Source organism: Micromonospora sp. WMMD714, from assembly GCF_029581315.1.
In the GTDB taxonomy this organism is placed as follows: domain Bacteria; phylum Actinomycetota; class Actinomycetes; order Mycobacteriales; family Micromonosporaceae; genus Micromonospora; species Micromonospora rifamycinica.
Genome location: NZ_CP120744.1, coordinates 6,569,770 through 6,589,145, shown reverse-complemented (window position 1 = coordinate 6,589,145; position 19,376 = coordinate 6,569,770). Strand labels below are relative to the sequence as shown.

The following is a 19,376-nucleotide window of genomic DNA, read 5'->3' as shown; positions in this document are numbered from 1 at the left end:
TCTCGTTTGCGGCCCCCCGGCGAATTACGTAACGTTGGCGTTGTGAAAAACGCGGCGGCGCTCTCCGGGCACCCGCCGACGGCCGCCCCGGCCGTCGGGGCGGGTTCGCGGTCCCGGCGTGCCGGCCGGGCCGCCGGGCCGGAGGTCGGGCGGCGGGCCGCGCCGCAGCCGGCGTCGGCCGCGTCCACCGATCTTTCCACCCGGGACCGGGTGACCCAGCTGCTGCTGGCGCAGGGGGCGACCACGGCCGGTCAGCTCGGCTCGGCGCTCGGCCTCAGCCCCGCCGCGATCCGCCGGCACCTCGACGCGATGCTGGCCGACGGCGACGTGCTCGCCCGGGAGCAGACCGTGCGGGGCAGCCGGGGTCGGGGTCGACCGGCGAAGGTCTTCCTGCTCACCGACGCGGCCCGGGTGCGCTGCGGCACCCACCACTACGACAACATGGCCACCGCCGCGCTGCGGTGGATCGCCCGCAACGGTGGCCCCGACGCGGTCGAGGCGTTCGCCGCCGACCAGGTCGCCGCGCTGGAGGCCCGCTGCCGGGCCGCCATGGAGGACGCCGGCGACGATCCGCTCGCCCGTTCCGAGGCGCTCGCCGGTGCGCTCACCGCCGAGGGCTACGCTGCCAACGCGTCCACGATCGCCTCCGGCGGGCAGCTCTGCCAGCACCACTGCCCGGTGGCGCACGTGGCCGCCGAGTTCCCCCAGCTGTGCGAGGCCGAGACGGCGGTCATCTCCCGCCTGGTCGGCACCCACGTGCAGCGCCTGGCCACCATCGCGCACGGCGACGGGGTGTGCACCACGCACATTCCGACCCAGCCGCGCGCCCAGTCCGGTAACACCGTCACCACTGTGAGGACAGATAGATGACCGAGCAGATCGTCCAGCCCCTGACCCAGGAAGAGCAGCTCGCCGCCCTCGGTCGGTACGAGTACGGCTGGTCCGACTCCGACGTCGCCGGGGCCGCGGCCCAGCGCGGCATCAACGAGGCGGTGGTGCGGGACATCTCGGCGAAGAAGAACGAGCCGGCCTGGATGCTCGACCTGCGGCTGAAGGGCCTGCGGCTGTTCGGCCGCAAGCCGATGCCGTCCTGGGGCGCCGACCTCACCGGGATCGACTTCGACAACATCAAGTACTTCGTGCGCTCCACCGAGAAGCAGGCCACCAGCTGGGAGGACCTGCCGGAGGACATCAAGAACACCTACGACCGGCTGGGCATCCCCGAGGCGGAGAAGCAGCGGCTGGTCGCCGGGGTCGCCGCGCAGTACGAGTCCGAGGTGGTCTACCACAAGATCCGTGAGGACCTGGAGGAGCAGGGTGTCGTCTTCCTCGACACCGACACCGCCCTCAAGGAGCACGAGGACATCTTCAAGGAGTACTTCGGCACGGTGATCCCGGTCGGCGACAACAAGTTCGCCGCGCTGAACACCTCCGTGTGGTCCGGCGGCTCGTTCATCTACGTGCCGAAGGGCGTGCACGTGGAGATCCCGCTCCAGGCGTACTTCCGGATCAACACCGAGAACATGGGCCAGTTCGAGCGGACGCTGATCATCGTCGACGAGGGCGCGTACGTGCACTACGTCGAGGGCTGCACCGCGCCGCTCTACTCGTCCGACTCGCTGCACAGCGCGGTCGTCGAGATCATCGTCAAGAAGAACGCGCGGTGCCGCTACACGACCATCCAGAACTGGTCGAACAACGTCTACAACCTGGTCACCAAGCGGGCCGTCTGCCACGAGGGCGCGACTATGGAGTGGGTCGACGGCAACATCGGCTCCAAGGTCACCATGAAGTACCCCGCGGTCTACATGACCGGCGAGCACGCCAAGGGCGAGGTGCTCTCGGTGGCGATGGCCGGCGAGGGCCAGCACCAGGACGCCGGGGCCAAGATGGTGCACGCGGCGCCGCACACCAGCAGCACCATCGTGTCGAAGTCGATCGCCCGGGGCGGCGGCCGTACCTCGTACCGGGGTCTGGTGCAGGTGCTGGAGGGTTCGCACCACAGCCGGAGCACGGTCAAGTGCGACGCGCTGCTGGTCGACACCATCTCCCGCTCGGACACCTACCCCTACGTCGACATCCGCGAGGACGACGTGTCGATGGGGCACGAGGCGACCGTTTCCAAGATCAGCGACGACCAGCTCTTCTACCTGATGAGCCGGGGGCTGAGCGAGGACGAGGCGATGGCGATGATCGTGCGGGGCTTCATCGAGCCGATCGCCAAGGAACTCCCGATGGAGTACGCCCTGGAGCTCAACCGTCTGATCGAACTCCAGATGGAGGGCGCGGTCGGCTGACGCCGCCCGTCGGGCCGCATCGGGTACCGACCTGCCCGCAGCGGCCCGGCCCGCGACCGGCCCGACCCACCCTCCGCTCAATGACACCGTCGTCACGGACAGACAGACCAAGGAAGAGATGACTATCCAGGCTTCCGCGCCGCCAAGCACCAAGTCGCAGGCGCTGCGCTCGTACGACGTCGCCGACTTCCCGGCCCTGACGGGGCTGGAGGAGGAGTGGCGCTTCACCCCGCTCAAGCGGCTCCGCGGGCTGACCGGGGGAGCGCCGGTCGCCACCGCCACGGTCCGCCACGAGTACGCCGACCTGCCGGCCGGCGTCACCGTAGGGCGGATCGACCGGGACGATCCCCGGGTGGGCAGCGTGCTCACCCCGGTCGACCGGGTCAGCGCCCTGGCGTACGGCGGGGCCGGGCAGGCCCTGCTGGTCGAGGTCGCGGCCGACGCGGTGGTCGACGCGCCGGTGACCCTGCGGGTGGTCGGCGAGGACGCCGACGGGCTGGCCTTCGGGCACACGTTCGTCGACGTGGGGCGGTTCGCCGAGGTGGTGCTGGTGCTGGAGCACGTCGGGGCGGCGACGCTGGCCGACAACGTCGAGGTCGCGGTGGCCGACGGGGCGAAGCTGACCCTGGTCACGGTGGCCGACTGGGCCGCCGACGCGGTGCAGGCGCAGCACCTGAAGGTCCGGCTCGGCCGGGACGCCAAGGTGTCGCACGTCCAGGTCAGCCTGGGCGGTGACCTGGTCCGCCAGTACACCACGGTCGAGTACACCGGCCGGGGCGGCGAGGCCGAGCTGTACGGCGTCTACTTCGCCGACGGCGGCCAGCACCTGGAGCACCGGCAGCTCGTCGACCACAACGTGCCGGACTGCCGCAGCCACGTCGGCTACCGGGGCGCGTTGCAGGGCGAGCAGGCGCACACCGTCTGGGTGGGTGACGTGCTGATCCGGGCCGAGGCGACCGGCACCGACACCTACGAGATCAACCGGAACCTGCTGCTCTCCGACGGCGCGCGGGCGGACTCGGTGCCCAACCTGGAGATCGAGACCGGCGAGATCGCCGGTGCCGGGCACGCCAGCGCGACCGGCCGGTTCGACGACGAGCAGTTGTTCTACCTGATGGCCCGGGGCATCCCGGAGGGTGAGGCCCGCCGGCTGGTGGTCCGGGGCTTCTTCGCCGAGGTGATCAACAAGATCCCGGTCGAGGCGTTGCGTGAGCGGCTCGGGGACGCGATCGAGGCCCGGCTGGCGAGCGGGAACAGCGAGTTCGCGAGCCCCGCACCCGTGGGCGGAGACGCCGCCGTCGGGGCCGGAGCCTGACATGATCCGGATCTGCTCCACCGAGGACGTGCCGAAGGGCACCGTGATCAGCGCCGACGTCGACGGCACCCAGATCGCCGTGGTGCACGGCACCGACGGCGGGTTCTACGCCGTCCACGACGAGTGCTCGCACGCCTCGGTGGCCCTCTCCGAGGGCGAGGTCGAGGGCTGCACGCTGGAGTGCTGGCTGCACGGTTCCCGGTTCGACCTGCGCACGGGTGAGCCCAGCGGGCTGCCCGCGACCGAGCCCGTCCCCGTCTACGCCGTCGAGGTACGCGACGGCGACATCTATCTTCCCGTGGGCGCCGACGGCCGCCCGACGCCGAGCAATGGAGTGACCCGATAATGAGCACCCTGGAGATCCGCGACCTGAAGGTGTCGGTCAAGCTGCCCGAGGGTGAGCTCAAGCCGATCCTGTCCGGTGTCGACCTGACCGTCCGGTCCGGGGAGACCCACGCGATCATGGGGCCGAACGGCTCCGGCAAGTCGACCCTGGCGTACTCGATTGCCGGTCACCCCAAGTACGAGATCACCGGCGGCTCGGTGACCCTCGACGGCGTCGACGTGCTGGAGATGACCGTCGACGAGCGGGCCCGTGCCGGCCTCTTCCTGGCCATGCAGTACCCGGTCGAGGTGCCCGGCGTCTCGGTGGCGAACTTCCTGCGCACCGCCAAGACCGCCATCGACGGCGCGGCCCCGAAGCTGCGCACCTGGGGCGGCGAGCTGCGCGGCGCGATGGAGAAGCTCCAGATGGACCCGGCGTTCGCCCAGCGCAATGTCAACGAGGGCTTCTCCGGCGGCGAGAAGAAGCGGCACGAGATCGTGCAGCTGGAGCTGCTCAAGCCCAAGATCGCCATCCTCGACGAGACCGACTCCGGGCTCGACGTGGACGCGCTGCGGGTGGTCAGCGAGGGGGTCAACCGGGTGCGCGACACCGGCGACACCGGCCTGCTGCTGATCACCCACTACACCCGCATCCTGCGCTACATCAAGCCCGACTTCGTGCACGTCTTCGTGGCCGGCCGGATCGTCGAGCAGGGCGGCCCGGAGCTGGCCGACAAGCTCGAGGAAGAGGGCTACGAGCGGTACGTCGCCGGGGCCGGCGCGGCGCGGGCCTGAACTCACACGGACAGGGGTCTGCTGAGATGACCACCATCGCCATCCCGGACGGGATGCCGCAGTACGACGACGTGCCGCGCTTCGACGTGGCCGCGGTGCGGGCCGACTTCCCGATCCTCGACCGGGAGGTCAACGGGCACCGGCTGGTCTATCTCGACAGCGCCAACACCTCGCACAAGCCGCGGCAGGTGCTCGACGTGCTCACCGGGCACTACGCGAGGCACAACGCCAACGTGTCGCGCTCCGTGCACACTTTGGGCACCGAGGCGACCGAGGCGTACGAGGGGGCGCGGGCGAAGGTCGCCGCGTTCGTCAACGCGCCGAGCGTCGACGAGGTGGTGTTCACCAAGAACTCCACCGAGGCGATCAACATCGTGGCGTACGCCTTCTCCAACGCCTCGCTGCGTGCCGACGCCGACGAGCGGTTCCGGCTCGGCCCCGGCGACGAGATCGTGATCTCCGAGATGGAGCACCACTCGAACATCGTCCCGTGGCAGCTGCTGGCCGAGCGGACCGGCGCGACCCTGCGCTGGTTCCCGGTCACCGACACCGGCCGGCTGGACGAGTCGGGGCTGGACGAGCTGGTCACCGAGCGGACGAAGATCGTCTCGCTGGTGCACACCTCGAACATCCTCGGCACGGTCAACGCCACCTCCCGGATCACCCGGCGGGTCCGGCAGGTGGGGGCGCTGCTGCTGCTCGACTGCTCGCAGTCGGTGCCGCACCTGCCGGTGGACGTGGTCGACCTGGACGCCGACTTCATCGTCTTCACCGGGCACAAGATGTGCGGGCCGACCGGCATCGGCGTGCTCTGGGGGCGGGGCGAGCTGCTCGCCGCGATGCCCCCGGTGATGGGCGGCGGCTCGATGATCGAGACGGTGTCGATGGCCCGGTCCACGTTCGCCGCGCCGCCGGCCCGGTTCGAGGCGGGCACCCCGCCGATCGCCGAGGCCGTCGCGCTCGGCGCGGCGGTCGACTACCTCACCGGCGTCGGGATGCGGGCGATCCAGTGGCACGAGAAGGAGCTGACCGCGTACGCGCTGGACGCTCTCACCACCGTGCCGGGGCTGCGGATCTTCGGCCCGACGGTGCCGGTCGGCCGGGGCGGCACCATCTCGTTCGCGCTCGGCGACGTGCACCCGCACGACGTCGGGCAGGTCCTCGACTCGCTCGGGGTGCAGGTGCGGGTGGGCCACCACTGCGCCAAGCCGGTCTGCACCCGGTTCGGGGTGCCGGCGATGACCCGGGCGTCGTTCTACCTGTACACCACCACGGAGGAGATCGACGCCCTGGTGGCGGGTCTCGAACAGGTGCGGAGGATCTTCGACTGATGCAGCTGGACCAGCTCTACCAGGAGATCATCCTGGACCACTACAAGCGTCCGCAGGGGCGCGGTCTGCGCGACGCCGACGATCCCGCCGCCCAGGTGGCGGAGGCACACCACGTCAACCCGACCTGTGGTGACGAGGTGACCGTGCGGGTGGCCGCCGTCGGCGACGTCGTGGTGGACATCTCGTACGACGGCGCGGGCTGTTCGATCAGTCAGGCGTCGGCGAGTGTGCTGTACGACCGGCTCTCCGGCCGGCGCACGGGGGAGATCGCCGCCGTGCACGCCGGGTTCGTGGAGTTGATGTCCGGCCGTGGCCAGGTCACGCCGGACGAGGAACTACTCGGTGACGGGGTGGCGTTCGCGGGTGTCGCCCGCTACCCGGCCCGGGTCAAGTGCGCGCTGCTGCCGTGGATGGCGTTCAAGGACGCCGCGGCACGCGCGGGGGTGGGCGTGAGCCCGACGGAGGTTGAGGCATGAGCGAGGACACCGCTACCGCGGCGACGCCGGAGACCGGCGACGCCAGCACCACGCCGCCCGGCGCGGTGACGCCGCCGGTCGCCGAGGGGTCGGCCGGCACGACGGAGGCCGCCGGCACGACGGGGGCCGCCGGGTCGGCCGGTGGTCGGGCGGCCCTCGCCGACATCGAGGAGGCGATGAAGGACGTCGTCGACCCCGAGCTGGGCATCAACGTGGTCGACCTCGGCCTGGTGTACGGCGTGCACGTGGACGACCAGAACGTCGCCACCCTGGACATGACGCTGACCTCGGCGGCCTGCCCGCTCACCGACGTGATCGAGGACCAGGCCCGGCAGGCGTTGACCACCGGCCCCGGTGGGGGACTGGTCGACGACATCCGGATCAACTGGGTCTGGCTGCCGCCGTGGGGCCCCGACAAGATCACCGACGAGGGTCGGGACCAGCTCCGCTCCCTCGGCTTCAACGTCTGACCCCTGCCGCTCGCGCGGGCACGGTACCCCGAGCCGGGTGCCGTGCCCGTTTCGCGTCCGCGGCCGGTCGGCGGCGTCCGGCGGCGGGTGGCCGACAGTCGTGCCGTACGGTCGGGTGATGAGCAGCCGACCCGCGGCCGGTGGCGGCCGGTGGATCGAGGTCGATCCGACCCGCGTCGCCCGCTGGGTGGAGGGTTTCGCCGACCGGCACGGTCCGCCCGTCGTCTCCCCGCAGGGGTACGGTCTGCTGCTCACCGCCCCCGACGGTACGACCGCCGAGCTGCATCTCCCGCCGGGCGCCGACGGCGGCGCCCCCGGGGAACCCGCACGGGCCCACGACGCGGCGGGGGAGGTCACCGGCGCGTCCCGGCGGGTCGACGACGTGCCGGGGTTCGTCGACGCGGCCACCGCGCCCCGCCGGATCGGCCTGTTGCTGGCCCGCAAGGGCGCGGTGGCGGTCGGTGTGGCGCTCGGCGGGAAACTGCTGACCTCCAAGGTGGACACCCGGTACGTGCAGGGCCGCACCGCCGCCGGGGGCTGGTCCCAGCAGCGGTTCGCCCGGCGGCGGGACAACCAGGCGAAGGCGGCCCTGGGCGATGCGGCCGAGCTGGCCGTACGGCTGCTGCTGCCGGAGGCGGCGACGTTGGCGGCGCTGGTCTGCGGTGGCGACCGGCGGGCCGTCGACACGGTGCTGGCCGACCGGCGGCTGGCCCCGCTCGCCGCCCGGCGGGTCGCGCGGCTGCTCGACGTGCCCGAGCCCCGGCACGCGGTGCTGGTCGGTGCGGTCAGCGCCGCCCGTGCGGTCCACGTCCTGCTCCGCGACCCGGCCTGAGCCCGGCCGGGAGCGACAGCGGCGGCCGGCGGGCGTGAGCCCGGCCGACCGCCGCGATGCTGCCGGCGCGGTGCCGGTCAGAGGCTGCCGCTGAAGGTGTCGCAGGCCTTCGGGTCGCCGGTGGTGTAGCCCTTGGTGAACCACTGCTTGCGCTGCTCGGAGGAGCCGTGCGTGAACTCCTCCGGGTTCACCGGCCGGTCGGCCCGCTTGGAGATCGCGTCGTCGCCGATCTTCTCGGCGGTGTCGATCGCCTGCGCGATGTCCTGCTCGGTGATGCTCTTGAAGATCTTCTGTCCCTGCTCGTCGGCGGTGCCGGTGGCGTTCTTGGCCCAGGCGCCGGCGTAGCAGTCGGCCTGGAGCTCCAGCTTGACCGAGAGGGCGTTCGCGCTGCCCGGGTCGCGCTGCTGCTGGCGGCGCATCTGCGCCTCGGTGCCGAGCAGGTCCTGCACGTGGTGGCCGTACTCGTGGGCGAGCACGTACGGCTGGGCGAACTCGCCCTCCGCGCCGAGCTGGTCGGCGAGGGTCTGGTAGAAGGTCAGGTCGATGTAGACCAGGTCGTCGGCCGGGCAGTAGAACGGCCCGACGCCGGAGTCGGCCTGGCCGCAGCCGGTGTTGACGCCCTGGCTGAAGAAGACCGTCTTGGACGGCTGGTACTGCTGGCCGAACCGCTCCGGCAGCGCGGTACGCCAGTACGCCTGGATCGAGTTGACGTAGAGGGTGTTGCGGCAGTCCAGCTGCTTCAACGCGTCGTCGGCCTCGCACTTCTGCTCCAGCGCCGTGTTGTCGCCCGACTCGGCACCGCCACCGTTCATGGCGTTCAGCCCGAACCCGCCACCCACCAGGGCCACCAGCACGGCGATGATGAGCCCGACGATGCCGCCGCGCCCACCGCCGCCCGGCAGGGGGATCGGGATACCCGCCCCGCCACCTCCACCGGACCCCCGCCGGTCGTCCACCTGGCCGGTGTCGATCCGCGCGTTCTCGTTCAGCTCCATGTTGACCCCGATCACCGTTTCGTCACGTCTGAGGGTTGCGGTACCGGACGGGTCCGGACGGCGTTTCCGGTACCCGATGATCTTGCCCGGTAATCCGGGCGGTGCGCGCCGGGCCGCCCGGTACACTAGTCGGGTGCTGCGCTGCGAAGGCTGAATCGCCCCGCGCCGACGGGAACCATGGACCCGCCGGCGCTTTCGCGTGCCCTGAGTCAGCCCTTCAGACCCCGAGAGCGAGTACCGGAAATGATCAGTGTCACCGGCCTGGAACTGCGCGCTGGTTCCCGGATCCTACTGTCCGACACCACCCTGCGGGTGCAGCCGGGTGACCGGATCGGATTGGTCGGCCGCAACGGCGCGGGCAAGACCACCACCCTCAAGGTGCTGGCCGGCGAGGGACAGCCCTACAGCGGGGAGATCGACCGGCGCAGCGCCATCGGCTACCTGCCCCAGGACCCCCGTACCGGCGACCTGGAGGTAACCGGGCGGGACCGGGTGCTCTCCGCCCGAGGGCTGGACGTGCTGATGGCCCAGATGAAGGAGATCGAGCAGCGGCTCGCCGACGGCGTCGACGACAAGCTCGTCCGCCGCTACGGCGCGCTGGAGGACCAGTTCGCCTCGCTGGGCGGGTACGCCGCCGAGGCCGAGGCCGCCCGGATCTGCGCCAACCTGGGGCTGCCCGACCGGGCGCTCGCCCAGACCATCGGCACCCTCTCCGGCGGTCAGCGCCGCCGTATCGAACTGGCCCGGATCCTGTTCCGCGACGCCGGTGAGAACGGCGGCGGCATCCTGCTGCTCGACGAGCCCACCAACCACCTCGACGCCGACTCCATCACCTGGCTGCGTGGCTTCCTCGCCAACCACAAGGGCGGGCTGATCGTGATCTCCCACGACGGTTCGCTGCTGGAGTCCGTGGTCAACAAGGTCTGGTTCCTGGACGCGACCCGTTCCGTGGTCGACGTCTACAACCTGGGCTGGAAGGCGTACCAGGAGGCGCGGGAGACCGACGAGCGGCGGCGTCGCCGGGAGCGGGCCAACGCCGAGAAGAAGGCCGGCGCGTTGATGGCGCAGGCCGACAAGATGCGGGCCAAGGCCACCAAGACCGTCGCGGCGCAGAACATGGCCCGGCGGGCCGAGAAGCTGATCGCGGGGCTGGAGGAGGTACGCGTCTCCGACAAAGTGGCGAAGGTCCGCTTCCCCAACCCCGCGCCGTGCGGCAAGACCCCGCTCACCGCGACCGGCCTGTCCAAGTCGTACGGCTCGCTGGAGATCTTCACCGACGTGAACGTCGCGGTCGACCGCGGCTCCCGGGTGGCCATCCTCGGGCTCAACGGTGCCGGCAAGACCACCCTGCTGCGGATGCTCGGTGGGCTGCTCCCTCCGGACACCGGCGAGGTGCACGCCGGGCACGGCCTGCGGCTGGGCTACTACGCCCAGGAGCACGAGACGCTGGACGTGGAGCGGACGGTGCTGGAGAACATGCGGGCGGCGGCGATCGAGCAGTCCGACACCGACCTTCGCAAGATCCTCGGTGCGTTCCTCTTCTCCGGCGAGGACGTCAACAAGCCCGCCGGGGTGCTCTCCGGTGGCGAGAAGACCCGCCTCGCGCTGTCCACCCTGGTCTGCTCCGGCGCCAACGTACTGCTGCTGGACGAGCCGACGAACAACCTCGACCCGGTCAGCCGGGAGCAGGTGCTCGACGCCATCGCCAACTACCCCGGCGCGATCGTGCTGGTCACCCACGACCCGGGCGCGGTGCTCGCGCTCAAGCCCGACCGGGCCATCCTGCTCCCCGACGGTGACGAGGACGCCTGGAGCGACGACCTTCTCGAACTGGTGGAGCTGGCCTGACCGGCACCGGCCTTGCCGGCCTCGGGCTGGCCTGATCTGCGCCGGTCGGCCAGCCTGACCGGCCTGGTCGAGCCAGCCTGACCGGCCTGACCAGGGCCGGTCGGGCCGGGCACGGTCAGCCGGCGAGGTCGACCAGCCGGCCGGGGACGCCCGAGCCGACCAGGATCACCAGGCCGATGGCGACGAAGATCGCCGGGACCAGCCAGTGGCCGATCCGCCCGACCAGGTCGACCACCCGCCGGTGCCCGCCGAGCAGGGCGGCGACCCCGCACCAGACGCCGACCAGGGCGGTGAAGACCACCAGGTAGACCACCCCGTCGCCCGGGTCGAGGGCGCGGAACACCGGGACGTAGACGGCGATGTTGTCGGCGCCGTTGGCGATGGTCACCCCGGCGACCCCGAGCAGGCCGCCGACCACCGCCGGCGGCGGGGTGTCGTCGTCGGTGCGGGGCCGGCTGCGCAGTGCCCGCACGCCGAGCGCGATCGGCAGCAGCCCGAGCAGGCCGGTCCAGGGCTCGGGGAGCACCAGCAGACCGGCGGCGACCACCACGGCCGCCGCGACCAGGGCGGTGATGCCCAGGTACTGCCCGGTCACGATCTGCCACCGGCGGGGTCGTCCGGTGCCCCGGGCGGCTACGAAGAGCACGGTCAGCACCACGATGTCGTCGAGGTTGGTGGCGGCGAAGACGGCCGTCGCGGCGCTCGCGGTGGCCCACAGGTCGGTCACGACGGGCAGGCTACGGGCCGTCCACCCGGGCCTTCGCACGGCGGGGTGGGTCGATCACCGTCCGGAGGGTCACTCTATCGGGTTGGCGACAATACATAGCGTGTCGGTTGGCGAAGAGTTGATATCTGGCGCATGATCGTTCGAGGCGGTCTAATAGGTATGACCGTATCCGAAGCGCACAGTCTGGGACGTGAGGAATCAGCATGGCAGCCACTGGCACAGCCACCAGCACTGAGAAAGGTCGCCGGATCGTCGGAGCCGAGCGTCAGACGCTCGCCAAGGACCTGGTAAAGCGGTACACCGGTGGGGAGAGCATCCGGGCGCTCGCCGCGTCGACCGGGCGATCCTACGGGTTCATCCACCGCGTGCTCACCGAGTCCGGCGTGCAGCTGCGGCAGCGCGGCGGCGCCCGACGTCGCAAGAAGGCGTGACCCGCCCACCAGCGTCGTCCATGAGTGCACCCGGGGCGGTCCGGTGACCGTCGAGACCGCCGGGGTGCGACTGCACTGTGCCGGGCCGGTCGCGACGGTGACGTTGTGCCGGCCCGACGTGCTCAATGCCCAGACCCCGGCGATGTGGCGCGCGATGAGCGACTTCTCCCGGGACCTGCCCGGCGACGTGCGCGTCGTGGTGGTACGCGGCGAGGGGCGGTCGTTCTCCGCCGGCCTCGACCTGTCGGTGGCCGGTGCCCAGGGGCCGGGTTCGTTCGCCGAGCTGTCCACCCTGCCCGAGCAGGAGTGCGCCGACCGCATCGCCGGTTACCAGCAGGGTTTCACCTGGCTGCACCGACCGGACGTGATCTCGGTGGCGGCCGTGCAGGGCCATGCCATCGGCGCGGGCTTCCAGCTCGCGCTCGCCTGTGACCTGCGGGTGCTCGCCGAGGACGCCCGCTTCTCGATGGCCGAGGTGACCCTCGGCCTGGTCCCTGACCTGGCCGGTACGAAGCGGCTGGTCGAGCTGGTCGGCTACGCGCGCGCCCTGGAGCTGTGCGCCACCGGCCGGCGGATGGACGCCGCCGAGGCCGACCGGATCGGGCTGGCCAATCTGGTGGTGTCGAACGCCGAGTTGGACGACGCGGTCCGCGACCTGACCGCCGGCCTGCTCGCCGGGAACAGGGACGCAGTGGTGGAGATCAAGGCGCTGCTCGCCGGGGCATCCGGCCGCTCCCACGCCGATCAGCAGCGGGCCGAGCGCGAGGCGCAGACCCGCCGGCTGCGCGACCTCGCGGGCCGGGGCGACTAGCCAGCGGGCGGTGGCGACCAGGCGGAGCCGGTCGCGGGTCGAGATGACCGGGCAGAGCCGGTTGCGGGTCGAGATGACCGGGCAGAGCCGCTCGCGGGCCGGGGCGACCGGGCGTGCCCGCTCGGGAAGCACCGGGTGACCGTCGAGGTTGTCGTAGTCGTCGGGAGAATCGAACCCGACGGTGTGTCGCCCACGACGCGGAGGTGTCCGATGTCCAACCCGATGGCGGGCGGCAACATGGCGGGCTGGAGCATGCTCCGGTCGATCCGCCAGGACGGCGAGGTGTCCGCGCACCGGCTCAAGCGTGGCACCGCCCGGCGGATCATGGCCTTCGCGCACCCGTACCGGCGGGACATCGTCGTCTTCCTGGTGACCGTGGTGATCGCCGCCGTGATCGGGGTGGCCACCCCGGTGCTCGCCGGCCACGTGATCAACGCGATCAGCGGGGGCGGCCCGGAGGCCGGCGCCACCGTCGTCCGGTTCGCCCTGATCATCGGGGTGCTGGCCGTGGCCGACGCGCTCTTCTCCCTCGCCCAGCGGTGGTACTCGGCCCGGATCGGCGAGGGGATCATCCTGGACCTGCGCACCCGGGTCTACGACCACGTGCAGCGGATGCCCCTGCAGTTCTTCACCCGGACCCAGACCGGTGCCCTGGTCAGCCGGCTCAACAACGACGTGATGGGTGCCCAGCGGGCGTTCACCTCCACCCTGTCCGGGGTGGTCAGCAACGTCATCCAGCTCGTGCTCACCGCCGGGGTGATGTTCACCCTCTCCTGGCAGATCACCGCGCTCTCCCTGGTGCTCCTGCCGATCTTCGTGATCCCGGCGCGGCGGGTCGGCAAGCGGCTGGCCGAGATCACCCGGGAGTCGTACGACCTCGACGCCAAGATGAACGCCACGATGACCGAGCGGTTCGGGGTGGCCGGCGCGCTGCTGGTCAAGCTGTTCGGCTCGCCCGAGGTGGAGGCCGACCGGTTCGCCGGGCGGGCCGAGCGGGTCCGCGACATCGGCATCCAGTCGGCGATGTACTCCCGCACCTTCTTCGTGGCGATGCTGCTGGTCGCCTCGCTGGCCCAGGCGCTCACCTACGGGCTCGGTGGCTGGCTGGCGGTCACCGGCGCGGTCAGCGCCGGCACCGTGGTCACCCTCGCCCTGCTGCTCACCCGCCTCTACGGTCCGCTGACCGCGCTGTCCAACGTCCGGGTGGACGTGATGAGCGCGCTGGTCTCCTTCGACCGGGTCTTCGAGGTGCTCGACCTGCGTCCCGGCATCGAGGAGAAGCCCGACGCGGTGCCGGTGCCCCGGGGCACCGGGCGGGTGGAGTTCCGCGACGTCCGGTTCCGTTATCCGGCCGCCGCCGAGGTCTCGCTGGCCTCGCTGGAGGAGGTCGCCACCCTCGACCGGACGGCCAACGAGCCGGTGCTCAGGGGCGTCTCGTTCAGCGTCGAGCCGGGGCAGATGGTGGCCCTGGTCGGGCCGTCCGGCGCGGGCAAGTCCACGCTGTCCATGTTGGTCTCCCGGATCTACGACGTCACCGACGGCGAGGTGCGGGTCGGCGGGGTCGACGTCCGGGACGCCACCCTCGCGTCGCTGCGCGACGAGATCGGCGTGGTCACCCAGGACTCCCACCTGTTCCACGAGACGATCGCCGAGAACCTGCGGTACGCCAGGCCGGACGCCACCGACGACGAGATCTGGACGGCGCTGGCCGGCGCGCAGGTGGCCGACCTGGTGCGGTCCCTGCCCGACGGGCTGGAGACGACGGTCGGCGAACGCGGCTACCGCTTCTCCGGCGGCGAGAAGCAGCGCATCGCCATCGCCCGGCTGCTGCTCAAGGCCCCGTCGATCGTGATCCTCGACGAGGCCACCGCGCACCTCGACTCGGAGAGCGAGGCGGCGGTGCAGCGCGCCCTGTCGGTGGCGTTGACCGGGCGTACCGCGCTGGTGATCGCGCACCGGCTCTCCACCGTGCGGGACGCCGACCAGATCCTCGTGCTCGACGACGGGCGGATCGTCGAGCGGGGCCGGCACGAGGAGCTGGTCGCGGTCGGCGGGCTCTACGCCGAGCTGTACCGGACCCAGTTCGCCGTGGCCGACTCGCCCGCCCCGCACGCCGAGGTCGAGCAGCCCGAGCCGATCGTCACCACCGTGCCGATGGGCACCTACGTCGCCCAGGAGGCGCTGCCTCCGGCGGTGGCCAACTAGCCCCGTCCGCCTGTCGACCGGTGGTGTGCGGTACGTCGCCCCGGCCGGTCCCCGGGTGTCGTGTAAATGATGACATTGAGGTAAGAAATTGCGGTCGTACGCATTGTTCAACGATTGATGTAATTCAATTTCGTGCGTGCTTTTGAGTGGGGACTGCCTTAGCATTGGTATGCCATCGACCACCGGTCGGGAGCGCACTTTCCTCTTTATGTCTGGAGTGAGGCATGCCGCACGTCCGTTCTTCCCGCTTCGTCCGTCTGCTGGCCGCGTGTACCGCCGGGGTGGCCGCGGTGGCCGTGCTCCCGATGGCCAGCGCCCAGGCGGCCACGGCCCCGTTCACCGTCTCGGTCACCGGCGGTTACAACAACACCCAGTCCCTCGGCACGGCCACCGGAACGGTGACGGGAACGGGGGGAAGTGCCCAGGCGAGTTACTCGGTGACACTGTGCGGGCAGAGCACCTACCCGAGTTCCCGGGTGACCATTCAGGGCGGCACCGCCAGCGTCAGCCACACCGTCTACTACCAGAACTGCGAGACCTTCACCGGCGATCTCGTCTCCAGCTACGGATTCTCCAACGCGCAGATCACCGTCTCCGGATCCACCTTCTACCCGGGCAACCAGTACACCACCTACACGAAGAGCAGGACGGTGTACTTCTGACCGTCAGCCGGCGGCCGGGGGCGGGTGACCGGCGACGGCCGCGCGTAGCTCACCGAAGGCGGCCCCCAGCGTCCGCGGGGTGAAGTGGGCGTTCAGACCGCTCGGATTGGGCAGCACCCAGAGCCGCGCGCCGGCCAACGGTTCCGGCTGCGGGCCGAAGCCGGCCTTCGGCCGGGCGAACCCGATCCGGTACGCGGTCACCCCGACCACCGCCACCCAGGCCGGTCGGTGCCGGGCCACCTTGTCGGTCAGCGTCCGCGCGCCGGCCACCAGCTCCGCCGGGGTCAGCTCGTCCGCCCGTGCACTGGCCCGCGCCACCATGTTGGTGATGCCCAGCCCGTACCCGGGCAGCGTGTCCTGTTCGCTCGGGTGCAGCTGGCGCGGAGTGAAGCCGCCCCGGTGCAGGGCCGGCCAGAAGCGGTTGCCGGGCCGGGCGAAATGCCATCCGGTGGCCGCCGACCAGAGACCGGGGTTGATCCCGACGAAGAGCACGGTCAGCCCCGGGCCGAGCACGTCCGGGATGGTCCGGTCGGCTGCCGCGGCCAACGCCGCCCGGTCCGGTCGCCAGCCGACCGGTTCGCGGGCACGCCGGGCCGCACCGGCGGTGGGACCGGTCTCGGCCCGCCCGGCGGTGGGGTCGGCCGGTCCGGGCCTGGGGTCGGCCGGCTCGCGGGAACGGCCGGCCGGCCCGGCGGTCGGGTCGGCGGGCTGGCGGGCCGGGGTCACAGGCTGCGCAGGGCGCCGCCGTCGACCGGCACGCTGACCCCGGTGACGTAGCCGGCGGCGGGGGAGAGCAGGAAGGCGGCGACCCGGCCGAACTCGGCCGGGTCGCCGATGCGGCGCAGCGGGATGCCGGCCTCCACCCGGGACCGGGCCGCCTCGTCGTCGCCGAGCAGTTCCCGGCTGCGGTCGGTCAGGAAGCGTCCCGGCAGCAGGCCCAGCACCCGGACGCCGTGCGGGCCGTACTCGTCGGCCAGGTCCTTGGCGACCCCGGCCAGGCCGGGCCGCAGGCCGTTGGAGATGCCGAGGCCGGTGATCGGCGACCGGACCGAGGTGGACAGCACCAGGCCGATCGCCCCGCCGTCGGTGAGCGCGGCGGCCACCGTACGGGCCGTGCGTACCGTGCCCAGGAAGACCGTCTCGAAGGACTCCCGCCACTGCGCGTCGCTGACCTGCGCGGCGGTGCCCGGAGGGGGTCCGCCGACCGAGACGAGCGCCCCGTCGAGCCGGCCGAAGTGCCCGTGCGCGGCGGCCACCAGCCGCTCGGGGGCGTCCGGGTCGGCCAGGTCGGCGACCAGGCCGATCGCGTGCCCGGGTCCACCCAGCCGGTCGACCGCCTCGGCGACCCGCTCCGGCGTCCGGGCCGACAGGACCACCCGCGCCCCGTCGTCGACCAGGCACCGTGCGGTCGCGAAGCCGAGCCCCCGGGACGCGCCGGTCACCACGTACACCCGGCCGGTCAGTTCGAGATCCATACCGCGATCCTGCCGTACCCGGGCCGTTGGGGTCAGTGGCGGGCCGGACGTAGCAGGCGTACCCGACCGGCGAGCTGGAGGGCGACGGCGTCGTCGACCCGGGCGAACGCGGGCATCCGGCGGTGCCGGGGCGGGTGCCGGCCGTCGTAGTGGTGGACGGCCTCCCGGACGACCAGCTCCTCCGCGCCGAGCGCGGGGAGCGCCGAGCGGTCCCGCAGCTCGCGGGCGAGGTCCCAGCCGTCGCGCAGCGAACCGGCGGTGGGCCGGTCGACCGCCCAGTCGCGGAAGGTGGCCCACCAGGCGTCGCCGAGGCCGGCGGCGAGCAGCGGCCAGTGCCGGGCGACCTCGCCGGCCCGCTTGCGCAGCAGGGCCGTCCGGGCGGCGTCGACCCGGTCGGTGGCGAAACCGACCGGCACCGGAGCGCCCGCGACCAGCGCTGCTACCAGCGCGGCCTGCCGGGCGGCCAGTCCGGTGGCACCGGGCGCGGGGGCCGCCCCCGCCGCCGGGGGGCCGGGATCGGCCGGGCGGGGGACGGTCACGTGACGACCGGGTGGCCGGACACGGCGGCGAGGGCGTCCAGCTCCGCCCGCAGGGTGGCGGCGGGCGGGTAGTGGCCGTCGCGTTCCAGCAGCAGCGGGGGTGGCCGACGACCGGCGCAGAGCGCGCCGACCAGCGCCAACACCTCCGCGGGCACCGGATCGGTGTGCGTGTCGTGGTAGAGCCCGTCGCGCTCCGCCCCGCCGGCCACGTGCAGGTAGGAGATCCGTTCCACCGGCAGCCGGTCGAGCAGGAGCCGCGGGTCCGCACCCCGGTTGCGGGCGTTGGCGTAGACGTTGGCCACGTCGAGCAGCAGCCCCGCCCCGGTGGCGTCGAGGATCTCGGTGAGGAAGTCCGCCTCGTCCAGGTCGTCGTCGGGCCAGTCGAACAGCGCGGCGATCGGCTCCAACGCCAGCGGCACCGGCAGCTCCGCCTGGGCTCGCCGGACGTTGGCCACCACCGCCGCCACCGCCTCCCGGGTGCGCGGCAGCGGCAGCAGGTGCCCGGCCTCCAGGCCGCCGGCCCGGACGAAGGCGATGTGCTCGCTGACCAGCGGTGCCTCGACCAGTTCGGCCACCCGGGCCAGGTGCGTCACCCGGGCCGGGTCGACCGGTTCGGCACCGCCGAGGGAGAGCCGTACCCCGTGTGGTACGACGGTGACGCCGGCCTCCCGGAGCGCGGCCAGCCCCGGCGGGAGCGGACCGGCCGGGGCGACCGACTCCGCCACCACCTCGACGAAGCGCAGCCCGGGCAGCCCGGCGACGAATCCGGCGATCTCCGGCCGCCAGCCGATGCCCACCCCGTGCGGGCCGGTCATCCGCCGCACCCTCCGCCGCCGCACCCTCCGCCACCGCCGCCGCAGGAGGAGGACGAGCCGCCGCTACAGGACGACGTGCTGCCACCGCACGAGGTGCCCGAGTAGCTGCTGCCGCTGCCGGAACTCAACGCCTGCCGCTGGATCGCCGCCTGTGCGGCGAAGCCGGGGTCGAGCGCGTAGAGGGAGGCGGTGCCGAACAGGGCCACGCCCATCGCCGCGCCGGCCGCGCCGTAGGTCGCGTAGGCCGGGGCGGAGTCCGGGGAGAGGTGGTGGCTGCTGCTGCGCAGGTGGCGCAGGGCCGTGTTCGCCGACCTGGTCCGGCGGGGCGTGCGGGCGATCAGGGCGAACGTCAGCCCGAGCCCGGCCAGGGCGAGCAGCAGCCAGCCGACAGGACGACCGTTGACCAGGCCGGCGACCAGCCGCACCACCCCGAGGGCCAGGAGCACCAGCAGCAGGTTGCGCCCTCGACGCAGCGCCCGGACCCCGTCGGCGTCGATCAGCAGGCCGTGTTGCTCCAACCCCTGGCGCAGCTGCTCCAGGGCTCTGGCCACGCCGGGATCCCGCCCCAGCTTCCCGGCGGCGACCGGCCGGCTGGCGGCGTGCCGGATCGCGTGGTCGAGCGGGGTGACGCCGGTGGGGGTCGGCCCGGCGGCGATCAACCGGCGGTCCGACCGTACGTCGATCGCGCCGGCCGCCCGCAGGCCACCGAGCGCCGACCAGACGGCGAGCTGGTCACCGCCGTTGAGGTAGGCGACCTGCTGGGGCCCGAGCTGGTCGATGCCGGCGGCGTCGGGGGGACCGGCGGTGGTCCGGCGGCGGTGCAGCAGCGTGCCGACCACGGCGACGACCGCCACCATCAGGTAGAGCTTGAGGAAGAGCGGGCCGGGGATACCCCAGGTGTCGCCCGGTGCGGCGAGGATGTTCATCGGCTGCTCCTGTCGCGCGAGGAGGGGGATCGCGGCCTCATTGTGGGGCAGCCCCGCCACGCCGGCATCGCCGGCGGTGGCGAGTTACCGAGCCGAGACCTG

At 72.5% G+C, this 19,376-nt stretch carries 22 protein-coding genes; 15 read left to right on the top strand and 7 right to left on the bottom strand.

Features of this window, described 5'->3' with window-relative positions:
• Positions 1-210: 210 nt before the first annotated feature.
• The 9 genes from O7625_RS27985 (at position 211) to O7625_RS27945 (ending at position 7,840) form a co-directional block, all read left to right on the top strand.
• The gene (locus tag O7625_RS27985) at positions 211-870 is read left to right on the top strand and encodes an ArsR family transcriptional regulator (protein WP_231932875.1); all 660 of its coding nucleotides are present in this window, start codon (positions 211-213) and stop codon (positions 868-870) included.
• Entirely contained in the window at positions 867-2,297 is a 1,431-nt protein-coding gene (sufB, locus tag O7625_RS27980; RefSeq protein ID WP_067304352.1) for a Fe-S cluster assembly protein SufB, read from the top strand. The genes O7625_RS27985 and sufB overlap by 4 nt, the downstream gene beginning before the upstream one ends.
• 118 nt (positions 2,298-2,415) lie before the next feature.
• On the top strand, positions 2,416-3,612 hold the full coding sequence (gene sufD, locus O7625_RS27975; protein ID WP_282342782.1) for a Fe-S cluster assembly protein SufD: 1,197 nt from the start codon (positions 2,416-2,418) through the stop codon (positions 3,610-3,612).
• 1 nt (position 3,613) lies between these two features.
• Positions 3,614-3,958, top strand: coding sequence for a non-heme iron oxygenase ferredoxin subunit (locus tag O7625_RS27970; RefSeq protein ID WP_067304347.1), 345 nt, complete (start codon positions 3,614-3,616; stop codon positions 3,956-3,958).
• Positions 3,958-4,731 (top strand): Fe-S cluster assembly ATPase SufC, encoded by a 774-nt coding sequence (gene sufC / locus O7625_RS27965; RefSeq protein ID WP_282342780.1) that lies wholly within the window; start codon positions 3,958-3,960, stop codon positions 4,729-4,731. Before O7625_RS27970 ends, sufC begins: the two co-directional genes overlap by 1 nt.
• A 26-nt stretch (positions 4,732-4,757) precedes the next feature.
• A complete protein-coding gene (locus tag O7625_RS27960) occupies positions 4,758-6,062 on the top strand; it encodes a cysteine desulfurase (protein WP_067304342.1) in 1,305 nt (434 codons plus the stop codon).
• On the top strand, positions 6,062-6,538 hold the full coding sequence (gene sufU, locus O7625_RS27955) for a Fe-S cluster assembly sulfur transfer protein SufU (RefSeq protein WP_067304339.1): 477 nt from the start codon (positions 6,062-6,064) through the stop codon (positions 6,536-6,538). The genes O7625_RS27960 and sufU overlap by 1 nt, the downstream gene beginning before the upstream one ends.
• Complete coding sequence (locus O7625_RS27950; protein WP_282342777.1) at positions 6,535-7,008, top strand: metal-sulfur cluster assembly factor; 474 nt, start codon at positions 6,535-6,537, stop codon at positions 7,006-7,008. Before sufU ends, O7625_RS27950 begins: the two co-directional genes overlap by 4 nt.
• Positions 7,009-7,126: 118 nt before the next feature.
• Positions 7,127-7,840, top strand: coding sequence for an acVLRF1 family peptidyl-tRNA hydrolase (locus O7625_RS27945; RefSeq protein ID WP_282342775.1), 714 nt, complete (start codon positions 7,127-7,129; stop codon positions 7,838-7,840).
• A gap of 77 nt (positions 7,841-7,917) precedes the next feature.
• Here O7625_RS27945 and O7625_RS27940 read toward each other — a convergent pair whose 3' ends face one another.
• Positions 7,918-8,835: a neutral zinc metallopeptidase gene (locus O7625_RS27940; RefSeq protein WP_282347115.1), complete on the bottom strand. Its 918-nt coding sequence runs from the start codon at positions 8,833-8,835 to the stop codon at positions 7,918-7,920.
• A gap of 243 nt (positions 8,836-9,078) precedes the next feature.
• Between O7625_RS27940 and O7625_RS27935 the strand changes: the two genes are divergently transcribed.
• On the top strand, positions 9,079-10,683 hold the full coding sequence (locus O7625_RS27935; RefSeq protein WP_067304334.1) for an ABC-F family ATP-binding cassette domain-containing protein: 1,605 nt from the start codon (positions 9,079-9,081) through the stop codon (positions 10,681-10,683).
• Positions 10,684-10,798: 115 nt separating this feature from the next.
• On the opposite strand, the gene O7625_RS27930 is transcribed toward O7625_RS27935, so the two are convergent.
• Positions 10,799-11,410, bottom strand: coding sequence for a cadmium resistance transporter (locus tag O7625_RS27930; protein WP_282342773.1), 612 nt, complete (start codon positions 11,408-11,410; stop codon positions 10,799-10,801).
• 203 nt (positions 11,411-11,613) lie between these two features.
• On the opposite strand from O7625_RS27930, the gene O7625_RS27925 reads away from it, so the two are divergent.
• From O7625_RS27925 to O7625_RS27905, 5 genes are all read left to right on the top strand, one after another.
• Positions 11,614-11,841 carry a helix-turn-helix domain-containing protein gene (locus tag O7625_RS27925; RefSeq protein WP_007072022.1) on the top strand — a complete coding sequence of 76 codons (228 nt, stop codon included), beginning with the start codon at positions 11,614-11,616 and terminating at the stop codon, positions 11,839-11,841.
• A gap of 43 nt (positions 11,842-11,884) precedes the next feature.
• The gene (locus O7625_RS27920) at positions 11,885-12,652 is read left to right on the top strand and encodes an enoyl-CoA hydratase/isomerase family protein (RefSeq protein ID WP_282342772.1); all 768 of its coding nucleotides are present in this window, start codon (positions 11,885-11,887) and stop codon (positions 12,650-12,652) included.
• Between the two features lie 10 nt (positions 12,653-12,662).
• Entirely contained in the window at positions 12,663-12,791 is a 129-nt protein-coding gene (locus O7625_RS27915) for a hypothetical protein (RefSeq protein WP_282342771.1), read from the top strand.
• An 83-nt stretch (positions 12,792-12,874) separates the two neighbouring features.
• The gene (locus O7625_RS27910) at positions 12,875-14,857 is read left to right on the top strand and encodes an ABC transporter ATP-binding protein (protein ID WP_282347114.1); all 1,983 of its coding nucleotides are present in this window, start codon (positions 12,875-12,877) and stop codon (positions 14,855-14,857) included.
• Between the two features lie 224 nt (positions 14,858-15,081).
• Positions 15,082-15,519, top strand: a complete 438-nt coding sequence (locus tag O7625_RS27905) for a hypothetical protein (protein ID WP_157517479.1) — start codon at positions 15,082-15,084, stop codon at positions 15,517-15,519.
• A gap of 3 nt (positions 15,520-15,522) precedes the next feature.
• Here the strand turns inward: O7625_RS27905 and mug are convergent, their stop codons facing one another.
• The 5 genes from mug to O7625_RS27880 all read right to left on the bottom strand — a co-directional run bounded on the left by mug (position 15,523) and on the right by O7625_RS27880 (position 19,274).
• Positions 15,523-16,065: a G/U mismatch-specific DNA glycosylase gene (gene mug, locus O7625_RS27900; protein ID WP_282347113.1), complete on the bottom strand. Its 543-nt coding sequence runs from the start codon at positions 16,063-16,065 to the stop codon at positions 15,523-15,525.
• Positions 16,066-16,241: 176 nt separating this feature from the next.
• A complete protein-coding gene (locus O7625_RS27895) occupies positions 16,242-16,994 on the bottom strand; it encodes an SDR family oxidoreductase (RefSeq protein WP_282342770.1) in 753 nt (250 codons plus the stop codon).
• Positions 16,995-17,026: 32 nt separating this feature from the next.
• Positions 17,027-17,461, bottom strand: a complete 435-nt coding sequence (locus tag O7625_RS27890) for a hypothetical protein (protein WP_282347112.1) — start codon at positions 17,459-17,461, stop codon at positions 17,027-17,029.
• Between the two features lie 68 nt (positions 17,462-17,529).
• Complete coding sequence (locus tag O7625_RS27885) at positions 17,530-18,348, bottom strand: DUF692 domain-containing protein (RefSeq protein WP_282342769.1); 819 nt, start codon at positions 18,346-18,348, stop codon at positions 17,530-17,532.
• Positions 18,345-19,274, bottom strand: a complete 930-nt coding sequence (locus O7625_RS27880) for a TIGR04222 domain-containing membrane protein (protein WP_282342768.1) — start codon at positions 19,272-19,274, stop codon at positions 18,345-18,347. Before O7625_RS27880 ends, O7625_RS27885 begins: the two co-directional genes overlap by 4 nt.
• Positions 19,275-19,376: the final 102 nt, after the last annotated feature.